Raw genomic sequence first — 11,197 nt, 5'->3', positions numbered from 1 at the left:
CCTCGCCCGCATCGCCGACCATCCCGTCAGTCGTCTCGATGAACTGCTTCCGTGGAACTGGCGGGCTGCTCAGGTCGCTCTTGCCGCCTAAACCGAGCCACCCTGCGGCCTTCGGCGTATGCTTACCCAGAGGACAGTTTTGTGCCATTCGTTGCGTAGGAATGCCGTCGCGATTGGAACGCCCACTTGGCTAGTGCTCGCAAAGCCGTGCTGAAGGCCAAGTCTGAAGCCCGAACGGCTTCTAGAAGTGCTGATCCAGAAGCTGGCAATCAGTCGCAAAGTCGCTGCACTCCACCCCGCAGCAAAGATTGTGGCCGCAATGGCAGGGCCAGTGCGCGCGGCGGAGAATTGCCAAAGCGCGACGCCTTGTACGATCAACATCACCGCCGCGAGGGCGACAGGCCGATCTACAAGCCAGCTGAACCGGGCATGGAAGCCTTGGGCACCCAACATGGCCAGACCGCAAAGACTTAGCATCCATGCGATATGCTCACGCTGGAACAGCGCATCGGGGCGATGCAGAACAAGGCTGAGATGAATGGCTGCGAGGCCGCCCGTTCCGGTGATTGTAAGACCCAGCAACAGTAAGACGAGCAACGTCGAATTGTCATTTGTGGGCAGGTCGTCGTGGGGCACTCGACAATAGTGGCTCTCGGACGATCCAACCATCACCACGGAGCCCACTAAGCCTATGCCGATACCGAAAGCCAGAAGCGGCAGCTCGGGTAATATCCGTGCCGATCCCTCGGCAAGGAGGGGACCCGCAAAGTCTCCAAGGAACAAGGAGGCTGTCAGCATCGTAAAAAGGCCCGCCTTCTCATGCGGATCGCAGGCGACTTGATGGCCGACCAGAAGGCAGAGCGGAACAATCGCGCCAAAAGCCAATCCAGCGACGGCACGCAGACCATATAACACAACAAGTGACGTAGCACCGGTGAGCGCCGTGGATACCGCCAGCGCCATGACTGCAAAAAACAGAAACAATTGGAATCGGTAGCGGTCGGCAAGTGCCCCGGCGAACGGGGCCGCAATCACGCCGCCCAACGGGAATATGGCGCTCAGAATCGCCACGTGCATCTCGTGATTGATCGCGCCCCTTGCCCCAAGCCCCTGGTCAACAAGGTCAGGGAGCCAAGGGAGAAATGCCGTGTTTGCCGCAGCTGCCGCCCCTACCGCCAACATTGCTGGCGCCATGGCGGCTTTCACGGATCGGCGGGGCGGACTGTCAGTGTTCAGACGGGTTCCAGTATGTGCAGAGAGCTTGGGACCTCCCCTTACCACCACAACCGCAGACCAGCTACAAACCGGTGCTCGCCTGGCCCTTCTCCACGCGACCGCCTGAAATCAGCACTGCCACCGAGCGCTTGTTCCCAGACATAGCCGATGTAAGGTGCGAACTTGCGCGAAACCTCATAGCGCATACGCGCGCTCAATTCGACGTTGCTGAACCCGCTGCCCAGCTCGCGATCTCGGGATTGCTTGCTATAGACATTGGCCTCGACCTGAGGGGTCAGGATCAATCGATTGGTCAGCAGTGCTTCATATGACAACTTGGCACGAGCCGCCAAGCGCCCGTCCGTGCCCACATAGCCCGTCAACTGCACGTCGAACCAATAAGGGGCCAAGCCCTCGACACCGGCTGCAAGCCAGGTAGTCGCTCCCTTGCCGATATCCTGGCGCACACCGACCAATGTTCCCCAATAGGGCCCGGCCGAATGCCACCAGAGCGCTTCAGCGCTCGATTCGGGATCAAGCCGTTCTTCCTTGCTATTTTTGAGGCCCTGAGACCTGAGCCATAATTTGTTGCTGTCGGTTCCATTGGTCAGCAGGACCGACCAACCGATACCCTGACCTTCGTTGCCGCTGGCAAACTCCAGTTCGTCTACGAGAACTTTCGGGATCGAGATCTGATCGGCCATTTCGTAGTTGGGCAAAGTCGAATTGCGGTAGCCGTCAGAATAATCGTCGGAGTTTCGCGCGTCCGCAGGGGCCTTGCCGCCCTGCATCCCGCCCATCTCCATTTTCGTGGGAGCAGCGGGCATATCCATGCCCTGCATGTCTCCCGACATATCCATTCCGGAATGATCTTCCTTCGGCGCAGGAGGAGCTTCCTGTGCGGCCGCGGGAAAGGCTGCGGCGAGGCTTGCGATAGCGGCAAGAACAACAATGTTCGTTGTGGTGCTCATGCGACGACAACCTCGCGGAACATGCCGGCAGCCATGTGGTAAAGCAGATGGCAATGGAATGCCCATCGGCCCATGGCGTCTGCGGTTACGCGAAAGCTCAGGCGCTGCGCAGGCTGCACAACGATCGTGTGCTTGCGCACCTGGAACATGCCCGCCGCGTCCTCCAGGTCACTCCACATCCCGTGAAGATGCATGGGGTGGGACATCATCGTGTCGTTCACGAAGGTGACCCGCAAGCGCTCGTTTGGCCGGAAATGCAATGGTTTGGAATCGTTGAGCTTGATCCCATCAAGCGACCAAATGAACCGCTCCATGTTACCCGTCAGGTGCAGTTCGATATCACGCCCGGGCTCGCGGGGATCAGGGTCTCCATTCGGGCTCTTGAGGTCAGCATAAGTGAGCACGCGCCATGGACGACCGCGCAATCCAGCGCCGGGATCGTCGAGGTTGGTGCGCGGATAATCCACCCGCATGTCATTGTTGGCGGCATACTCGGTGCGCGCATGCCTCGCCGGCGGCGGCATCTCCATTATGCCGTGACCAGTGTGTCCGCCTGCCATTGCCGCCATCGCGCCCATCATATCGATAGGTTCCAACCAAGGGCGCTGATCTAGGGCAGGAATCGGGCCGGTCATGCCCGGTGAGGGCGCGATCGTGCCCCGCGCAAAACCTGTCCGGTCCATCGATTGCGCGAAGATCGTGTAAGGCTTGGCGTCGGGCATAGTGAATTCGACATCATAGGTCTCGCCCGGCGCGATCCGGAATTCGTCGACGGTGACCGGCTCCACATCCTGTCCATCCGTTGCAACGATCGTCAGGGGCAATCCCGGAATGCGAACGTCGAAGAACGTTGCGGTGCCGGCACCGACAAAGCGTAAGCGAACCCGCTCACCGGGGCTGGCCACCCCAGTCCAATTGCCCGCCGCCGTCGTTCCGTTCAGAAGATAGGTATAGGTAGCGGCCGAAACGTCGCTGTAGTCAGTCGGGTTCATCCGCGACGCATTCCACATCTGCCGCTTCTTGATGGCCGCCGCGAGTCCGATTTCCCCGGCATCCTTGACGAAGTCGCCGACAGTGGGCTGTCCGAAATTATAGTAATTGCTCTGCTTCTTGAGATTAAGGAACACCTGCAAGGGCGGCTCATCGGTCCAGTCGCTCAGCATCACGACATAGTCTCGGTCTGGACGCCTGACCTGTCTTTCCCGTGGCTCGATCACGATGGCCCCAAAAAGCCCAGTCTGCTCCGCGAGTGTATGTGCATGGTACCAGAACGTGCCAGACTGACGGATGGGGAAGCGGTACGTGAAGGTTTCACCCGGTGCGATCCCGCCAAAGCTGATGCCCGGTACTCCGTCCATCTCGGCCGGTACGATCAGGCCATGCCAGTGCACGCTTGTCATTTCGTCCAGCTTGTTGTGGACTCGCAGCGTCACGGTATCGCCCTCTCGGAAGCGCAACGTCGGCGCGGGAACGCGGCCATTCACTGCCGTCGCAATACGACGTTTGCCCGTATAATTTACGGGCAAACCTGCAATCTCGAGATCGAATTCCGTACCCGAAAGCGCGGCGCCGCCGTCTGATCCGGAGGCCCAGGCGGGCAACGCAAGACTGGAGGCCACCCCTCCAACAAGGAGGCCTTGAACAAACCGTCGACGTCCAATTGCAGGCATAACGAATGGCATATTCACGAGAAGGAGATCCTTATATAATTGACGTTGGGTTTGCGAACTACTGACTTTTAGGAGACTTGTCCGTAGTACTATTGTGATGTCGCGGAAGACTAACTCAATAGCTTTTCTTAAGATCGCCTTCTACTATATGAACATGGGCAAAATGCTCGTCGAATATCTGATCGACTTCCACATGTCCGACCAATTTGCGATATCGGTGCGCCTGCCGATATACCTCCAAAACTTGGCCCTGATGCGCTCCATCAAGCCTTCCGAGGCAGACCACAGCTCCGCCAGAATCGACACGGACGACCTCACCACGCATGAAGAAGCTATGGCCGATGCCAAGCGCATATGCTGGCGATACTGCAACGACTACTGCAGCCATTGAAACTGTCGCAAGAACCTTCCGCATCATGGCATTTCTCTCATTTGGCTATCTGGTGACATGGTGCGGCGATGCATGAAGGGCCCGCCGCAGGGGCGCGCGGCGGGCCGCCCAGCCCCGGACATTTCCGTGAGCCGAACTCTACATGTCGCTCATTGGCATAGGCTTATCCGCCGACTTCATGCTTTTGGGTGGGCAACAAGCTTTTCCCGATGGCATGGGCATCGGTGTCTGGCTTTGTGCAGCATCGGGTGCCATTCCGCCTCCAGAAGATTGCTGCATGTTCTGCATGCCCATTTGATGATCATGCATCATCCGATCATGCATCTGCTGCGCGCCATGATCCATGCCCTGCATGTGCTCCTTACTTGGAGCTGACGGAGTCGGTGTAGCCTTGGGCTTTGGCGCCTGCACCACTTTCATGCCGGGAGGAAGTTCATCGGCCAACACGTAGCCGGATCCGGCCACAGCCAGCCCCAAAAGAGCAAGATAAATTGCTGACCTACGCATATTCCGATCTCCAGCCATTGCTGCGTTACTTCGTGAACACCAAATTGAGACCACGTTGATGCAATGCTGGCATCCGTATCGGTATACGTAATGTGCGAAGCTAGATCCTATTATCCCATCGTCGCCATGTGCCTGCAGCTTTCCGAACAGCTCCGACAACTCTCCACACAACGTGCCAGAGAGGGGTTGCTACCTTGTTGGCCACAGGCGCGGGCACACCTCTCGCAAACCTCGGCACAAGCCTGACAGAGCACCGCATGCAAGGGCGAACGTCTGATCATGGAGTTTGCCGTAGTTTGGCAGATCTCCGCACAATCGCTCAACATCGCAGCGAGTTGCAATGCAGTGGCGCTGGCCCCCATCACGGTAAGGCCAGCGGCTGTCTCCAGGCACATCACATGCGACGCCCAGCACAGATCGATGCAATCCTTCATCGGCATTGGCATAGGCATGCCGCGTTCGCCATCATTCTTGCCACTGGCCTGACCAGTAACACCTGCCACTAGCAGAACAGCTCCCCCTCCCAGTAGTTTGCGTCTTTCCAACATACATTTTCTCCGGATCAAGGTAAAATTCACTCATCCAGACACTGGATTTATTCTCCTGTAATGCCTTAATTGGAACCCACGCTACTTGCAGAAAAATTTGAAGCCCGCGAGACTGTGGCATGCCAGGACACTATCGTCCCAGCCGACCGCGAGCCGACAGCGTCGGCTCGCGGCCAGTCAAGGTGACACCGTGGGCTCTCCTCCGCCCATCCTGATCACATATCTTTCATTCCCCCGCCCTGCATGCCCGCGGCAGGATCTGCCGGCGGGGTGCTGGGGGCTGGTGAAGCAGGATGGTTCATGCCTGGCCCCATCCGCATGTTGTCGTGATCCATCCTCTGCCGCTGATCTGTTTCCATGCGATTGTGCATATCTTCCGCAGCTGCTGTGGCGCTTGCAGCTGCGGCGTCATCACGCACAGATGATGTCTGGCTATCTGTGGCATTTGTTGCCGCGCTGGACGTTGAGGTCGGCGTGGCCCCCTTATCCTTGCCGTTACAGCCGGCAAGCACAAGGGTGCCTGCCACTACCAGACTGCCGGTCATCCACCGAGCCTTACGATTCCAATTGGTCATGATCGATCCTTTCACACGAGTTGGTCCACTGGGCATTCTGCCAAATCACTGTTCAAGTGCTCGGCAGAACTCTTCTCGGTTCTCAGCCTCATCCAGAGGGGTTGCGAACAGGAAGCTTGAGAGGCGCTTGATTGATCGGCAAGCAACTGCTCAACTTGCCTTAAGCGGCCGATGTTGCTCTCTGCGGCGATCAGTTTTCCGCGGGTTACAGCCAGCAAATCTTCGACGCGCGACGGAGCAGCTGCGGATGCTTCGAGCAGGTCTCGCGTCTGCTCGAGCGTAAAACCGAGATCCTGCACCGACCGAATGAATTTCAGACGGGCGAGCTCATCGTCATTGTACAAGCGGTATCCTGCCTGACTTCGCGCGGATGCCTGGAGAAGGCCAAGCCTTTCATAGTAGCGGATCGTGTCGCGACCCACCTCCGCTGCAGCAGCGAGTTCGCCAATCTTGAAATTGGCCATAGCATCCGTCTCCAATCCGCAGGCCCAAGCTTATCTTTCATTTGTACCTGCAGCCAATGATGTTCACTCTTGCCGATCGCCGCCTTTTTTGGGCGTGTTGTCTCTAAGCAACGCTGTGCGTTCACTGACCGATCAATGGTGTCGTTATAAATCTATAATATCGATCAAGTTTATTTCACCATCAACTACCGATACATGAGCATAATGGTCATCTATTATCTGATCGATTGATACGTGACCTACAGTCTTCTGGCGATATTGCCCGGCGTGACGCCTGCGAAGGTAGACCGGTGCGGGGCGATAGATCTTAAACACTTGTCCGATTTCAGCACCGTCAACGCGGCCAATGCAAACAATGGGCCCGCGATAGTCAATTCCGATGATCGAACCTCGCATGAGCCAGGTATGGCCAATGCCTTGAGCGCTTGCTGGTACGCTGGCTGCGAAGAGGGGCACCTCAAATGCCATCATCACGTGAGCCTTGGCCACGCAATCCTCCAGTTCTTGTCACCAGCGCCGGTTGCTGCTGGCCCCTCCGTGCAGAGAACCCAACAGCAGCACGTTCAGGCGTCGGTCATGACCACGAGGGATCAGTGGCTGCGAGCCAGTTCGACGATGTCGTTCTTCGCAGGCATTCCGTCCACGACAGTGACATGGGCGAAATGGTCATCAAAAACATGGTCGATGCGAACATGACCGACATCTTGGCGATGGTAGCTAGGAGCGCCTGTGCCCTTGTTCGGACCCGGGTGATAGATGGCACGGACCACATTCAGGGTCTGGCCAACTTCTGCGCCATCGGCCTTGCCGATGCAGACGACAGTGCCGGTCTTGTCGACGGCGACAACAGTACCGCGCATGAACCACGTGTGGCCGATACCTTGAGCGAGGACCGGGGCAGCTCCAAGCATCGATATGCCTGCAATCGCAACCATGAGAGACTTCTTGATCATTTTCGACTCCTTCGTGAATTATTTAAGGCCGCCCCCAGGCCTTATGGGGAAGAGCCGTTCTTCAAAGTCCGGAGTAAGGACCAAGCTCCAAGCTCAACATACGTAATGGTCACATTTTCATGAGCCATGCGCGCGGGAGGTGAGATCGCCCCAGCTTCCGAGAGCAGGCGTGGTACATGTCCAATCTAGCTCGTGCCGAATCCGTTCGGCCAGACTGGCAGAGGCACTCGCCTCTCCGTGCGTGACGAACGTCATTTTCGGTGCTTGCGGCATGCCAGAAAGCCAACGCAAGATCTCGTTGCAATCAGCATGGGCCGACAGCATCGAAAGATTGGTTACTTCGGCAAAAACCGGCACAACCTCGCCATAAATCTTTACCGAGGTCGCGCCAGCGACAAGCGCCGCGCCTCGGGTGCCGGCTGCCTGGAAGCCTGCAAAAAGCAGCAGGTTCTTCGGATCCGGGGCAAACTGTGCAAGGTGGTGAAGGACACGTCCGCCAGTCGCCATGCCACTTGCCGAAATGATGACCTTGGGATTGCTATCCGCCGTCAGCGCCTTCGACTCTTCGGCATCGCGTACATAGTGCGCTACGGCGCACGCGGCTTTGCATTCATCATGCGACAGGCGATGATCCCCTGAGTTTGCGCACATGATGCCGCTGGCGTCGATTGCCATCGGGCTGTCGAGGTAGACAGGCACGCCCTGAAGGCGGCCGGCCTTCTTCAAGAGGGACAGGTAATAGAGGAGCGATTGGGCCCGACCCACCGCGAAGGCCGGGATTACGACCGTCCCACCACGCGCTACGCATCGCTCAATACACTCACCCAAGGCTACTTCAGGCGAAACAGCGTCATGCTCCCGATCGCCATAGGTAGACTCGACGATTAGAAAGTCAGCCAATGGCGGAGGTGCGGGATCGAACATCACAGCGTCGTCATAACGCCCAAGGTCGCCCGAAAAGACGACCTTGGTTCCTTTCCAGTCGATCTCGATCGAAGCTGCTCCGAGAATATGCCCGGCGCGGTGGAAGCGGGCAGAGACACCTGGGGCAACTTCGATGAACTCACCGAATTCCACTCCCTGAAAATGCTCCAGTGCGTTCAACGCATCGTTCTGGGTATATAGTGGCAGCGCAGGTTGATGCCGCGAATATCCTCGACGGTTTGCGAACTGGGCATCCTTTTCTTGCAGGTGGCCGCTGTCCGGCAGAAGTAGTTCACAAAGCTCGGCTGTTGCCCGGGTGGTGAGAACCCGGCCCCTCCAACCATCACGGACCAAACGCGGAATGGCACCGGAATGATCGAGATGCGCGTGCGTCAGCAGGATCGTCTCTACCCCTGCAATTTCTGGCGGAGGGGGAGCCCAGTTGAGGTTGCGCAAATCGTGGCCACCCTGGAACAATCCACTATCCACCAACAAGCGCGTGCTGTCATCCTCGAGGAGATAGCGCGATCCGGTGACAGTGCCGCTCGCCCCGAAAAACCCGATCGCCAATCCTCCGCCAGCAGGTCTTGGCTTCACCTCAAATGAGGCTTGAGGTGTCCCGCTTGGCACGAAGTGCCTCCGGGTTTTGTCCTTTTGGTGTCGATTCTTGTGCCCGTGCATGGACATCACTCCCGCGCCTGTGGATTTCTGCATGGATTGGCCAGCCGATTGGTCTGCGACCATACGTAATGATCGCAGACGGGACGCAGGCGGGAGCATGTGATGTTTACATATGGCGCGGCATTCGTGGCGCCAGCACTGAGACAGTCTCGCGAACGCAGCCTGAAAAAGCCGATGACCACAAGATACATGCTTTGAACGGGACAAAAATGTGACTTCAGATGACACCCCTTTCTGCAGCGCTCTAACGCCACATCCCTGTGAGCATTGCTTCCCCAGCCACCACGCAGCGGACTTGCCATCTTACAGGCTCGCCGCCTTGGATCAGGACTTCATTCTTGGGGACTCCATGCGCGGAGTTCGCTTCATGCTCGAATACGAGAAGGTGGAGGAAGCGTTGCGCGAATGGGGCGTCCTTTCAACCATTGTCGTATTTGGGAGTGCTCGCGTCCGAGAGGCGCAGCCAGGCAGGAGGGGCGCCTGGTATGACGAAGCCCGCAAGTTCGGCCGACTCGCCTCCGAGCGGGGAGGCGCGCTCACCCGCAGTGGTGGCAAACGCATGAACGTGATCGCCACAGGAGGAGGACCAGGGATCATGGAGGCGGCCAACCGCGGCGCCCATGACGTCTGCGCTCCTTCTATCGGCTTCAATATCACGCTCCCTCGCGAACAGGTCCCAAATCCTTACACCACGCCCGAACTCACATTCCGTTTTCACTATTTCGCGATCCGCAAGATGCATCTGGCCATGCGCGCCAGTGCCCTGGTGGTTTTCCCAGGGGGATTTGGAACCCTGGACGAGATGTTCGAAATTCTGACACTGCGGCAGACCGGCAAGGCCCCCAAGGTCCCCATCATCCTGTTTGATCGAGACTATTGGCAAAGCGCGATCAATCTGGATATTTTCAGCGAGAACGGCATGATCGACAGCGAAGATCGCGACTTGTTTTCGTATGCCGATAGCGCCGAGGCTCTCTGGGCGACCCTGATCGACGAGGGGCTTAGTCCGGCTATTGCTGGCTAAACCGTAAGCGGTGTTTTCAGGCCACGGCTGTCCAAGGCATGAGCTCGCCCACGGCGTTTGCGGGATGGCCGTTGGCCAGCCTGGCCAGTGTATCGGTCAACCATGTGTGCGGGTTGATGCCGGAGAGCTTGCAGTTCTCGATGAGCGTGGCGATCACCGCCCAGTTGTCTCCGCCTTCATCGGAACCAGCGAACAGGGCATTTTTCCTGTTCAGCGCGAGGGGCCGGATTGAGCGTTCGACGGTGTTGCTGTCGAGGTCGATGCGGCCATCGTCTAGGAAGCATGAAAGGCCATCCCAGCGGGTGAGCGCATAGCGGATCGCTTCGCCGAGCTTGCTCTTGGCGCTGACCTGGCGGTTCCGGGCATCGAGATATTGGCGAAGATCGTCGACGATGATGCGGCTGCGGTCGTGGCGTACAGCCCGGCGTTGCTCCGCGGATAATCCTCGCACCTCATCCTCGATGGCATAGAGCAAGGCGACGCGACGCAGCACTTCGGTAGCGACCGGCGATGTATCGGCTAGCTCGAAGAACTTGCGGCGCACATGTGCCCAACAAAAGGCGAGGCTGATCTGCTGACGACGCCTGGCGAGCGCGGCGTAGCCGCCATAGCCATCGACCTGCAGGATGCCTGCGAAGTCGCCGAGGTGCGCTCCTGCCCGCTCGCCCTTGCGGTCGGCGGCGTAGACATAGGCGACCATCGGCGGATCAATGCCGCCCCATGAGCGATCATCACGGGCGTAGGCCCAGAGCTGCCCTGTCTTGGTCCGCCCACGTCCGGGGTCGAGCACCGGCGCGGTGGTCTCGTCGGCGAACAGCCGCTCGGATCGTCGGAGCCGTTCCAGAATATGGTCGCGCATGGGGCGCAGATACCAGGCCGCCCGGCCGACCCAGTCGGCCAGCGTCGATCTATCGAGTTGAATGCCTTGCCGGGCGTAGATCTGCGCCTGGCGGTAGAGCGGCAGGTGATCGGCATACTTGGCGACCAGCACCTGGGCGATCAGTGCCTCGGTGGGAATGCCGCCCTCGACGATCCGTGCCGGTGCCGGGGCCTGCACAATGGCACTCTCGCACGACCGGCAGCCGTAGCGCGGGCGGCGGGTGACGAGGACGCGGAAGGTGGTCGGCACGACGTCGAGGCGTTCGGCTGTCAACGCCGACCGAAGATTCCCCAGAAGTGCCGATGTAAAATTCCCCAGTCCAGGCTTTCGGTGATCAACCGTATCGGTGATCGAGGGGGCGCTCCTTTGGTGGCCTTCCGCGCCGGCGTGGCGG

12 protein-coding genes are annotated in these 11,197 nt (G+C 58.6%); 1 reads left to right on the top strand and 11 read right to left on the bottom strand.

Annotated features, from left to right (window positions below; all coding sequences use genetic code 11):
- Positions 1-87: 87 nt before the first annotated feature.
- From EH199_RS23245 to EH199_RS23195, 10 genes are all read right to left on the bottom strand, one after another.
- Entirely contained in the window at positions 88-1,194 is a 1,107-nt protein-coding gene (locus tag EH199_RS23245) for an MFS transporter (protein ID WP_124811423.1), read from the bottom strand.
- 80 nt (positions 1,195-1,274) lie between these two features.
- Positions 1,275-2,075 carry a copper resistance protein B gene (locus EH199_RS23240; RefSeq protein ID WP_084280848.1) on the bottom strand — a complete coding sequence of 267 codons (801 nt, stop codon included), beginning with the start codon at positions 2,073-2,075 and terminating at the stop codon, positions 1,275-1,277.
- Between the two features lie 107 nt (positions 2,076-2,182).
- Entirely contained in the window at positions 2,183-3,868 is a 1,686-nt protein-coding gene (locus EH199_RS23235; protein WP_124811428.1) for a copper resistance system multicopper oxidase, read from the bottom strand.
- Positions 3,869-3,971: 103 nt separating this feature from the next.
- Positions 3,972-4,274: a hypothetical protein gene (locus EH199_RS23230; RefSeq protein ID WP_370449733.1), complete on the bottom strand. Its 303-nt coding sequence runs from the start codon at positions 4,272-4,274 to the stop codon at positions 3,972-3,974.
- 111 nt (positions 4,275-4,385) lie between these two features.
- Positions 4,386-4,772 carry a hypothetical protein gene (locus EH199_RS24540; RefSeq protein WP_190287406.1) on the bottom strand — a complete coding sequence of 129 codons (387 nt, stop codon included), beginning with the start codon at positions 4,770-4,772 and terminating at the stop codon, positions 4,386-4,388.
- Between the two features lie 745 nt (positions 4,773-5,517).
- Positions 5,518-5,877, bottom strand: coding sequence for a hypothetical protein (locus EH199_RS23215; RefSeq protein ID WP_124811421.1), 360 nt, complete (start codon positions 5,875-5,877; stop codon positions 5,518-5,520).
- 11 nt (positions 5,878-5,888) lie between these two features.
- Positions 5,889-6,341 (bottom strand): MerR family transcriptional regulator, encoded by a 453-nt coding sequence (locus tag EH199_RS23210; protein ID WP_124811420.1) that lies wholly within the window; start codon positions 6,339-6,341, stop codon positions 5,889-5,891.
- A 144-nt stretch (positions 6,342-6,485) separates the two neighbouring features.
- Positions 6,486-6,830: a hypothetical protein gene (locus tag EH199_RS23205; protein WP_223806891.1), complete on the bottom strand. Its 345-nt coding sequence runs from the start codon at positions 6,828-6,830 to the stop codon at positions 6,486-6,488.
- 101 nt (positions 6,831-6,931) lie between these two features.
- Entirely contained in the window at positions 6,932-7,294 is a 363-nt protein-coding gene (locus EH199_RS23200; protein WP_190287405.1) for a hypothetical protein, read from the bottom strand.
- Between the two features lie 117 nt (positions 7,295-7,411).
- Entirely contained in the window at positions 7,412-8,788 is a 1,377-nt protein-coding gene (locus EH199_RS23195; protein WP_223806892.1) for an MBL fold metallo-hydrolase RNA specificity domain-containing protein, read from the bottom strand.
- Positions 8,789-9,218: 430 nt separating this feature from the next.
- Here EH199_RS23195 and EH199_RS23190 point away from each other — a divergent pair, with 430 nt between their 5' ends.
- Positions 9,219-9,923 carry an LOG family protein gene (locus tag EH199_RS23190; RefSeq protein WP_223806890.1) on the top strand — a complete coding sequence of 235 codons (705 nt, stop codon included), beginning with the start codon at positions 9,219-9,221 and terminating at the stop codon, positions 9,921-9,923.
- Positions 9,924-9,939: 16 nt separating this feature from the next.
- On the opposite strand, the gene EH199_RS23185 is transcribed toward EH199_RS23190, so the two are convergent.
- Positions 9,940-11,197, bottom strand: a 1,258-nt coding sequence (locus tag EH199_RS23185; protein ID WP_223806889.1) for an IS66 family transposase, incomplete at its 5' end; no start/stop codon positions are given.

This window comes from Novosphingobium sp. LASN5T, from assembly GCF_003856955.1.
Classification (GTDB): domain Bacteria; phylum Pseudomonadota; class Alphaproteobacteria; order Sphingomonadales; family Sphingomonadaceae; genus Novosphingobium.
This window is presented reverse-complemented; position numbering and strand designations above follow the sequence as displayed.

Excerpts from the sequence above, each read along its gene's own strand:
- EH199_RS23245 (WP_124811423.1), bottom strand. The coding sequence starts at position 1,194 with ATGGCGCCAGCAATGTTGGCGGTAGGGGCGGCAGCTGCGGCAAACACG.
- EH199_RS23230 (WP_370449733.1), bottom strand. The coding sequence starts at position 4,274 with ATGATGCGGAAGGTTCTTGCGACAGTTTCAATGGCTGCAGTAGTCGTT.
- EH199_RS23200 (WP_190287405.1), bottom strand. The coding sequence starts at position 7,294 with ATGATCAAGAAGTCTCTCATGGTTGCGATTGCAGGCATATCGATGCTT.
- EH199_RS23240 (WP_084280848.1), bottom strand. The coding sequence starts at position 2,075 with ATGGATATGTCGGGAGACATGCAGGGCATGGATATGCCCGCTGCTCCC.
- EH199_RS23215 (WP_124811421.1), bottom strand. The coding sequence starts at position 5,877 with ATGACCAATTGGAATCGTAAGGCTCGGTGGATGACCGGCAGTCTGGTA.
- EH199_RS24540 (WP_190287406.1), bottom strand. The coding sequence starts at position 4,772 with ATGGCTGGAGATCGGAATATGCGTAGGTCAGCAATTTATCTTGCTCTT.
- EH199_RS23210 (WP_124811420.1), bottom strand. The coding sequence starts at position 6,341 with ATGGCCAATTTCAAGATTGGCGAACTCGCTGCTGCAGCGGAGGTGGGT.
- EH199_RS23235 (WP_124811428.1), bottom strand. The coding sequence starts at position 3,868 with ATGCCATTCGTTATGCCTGCAATTGGACGTCGACGGTTTGTTCAAGGC.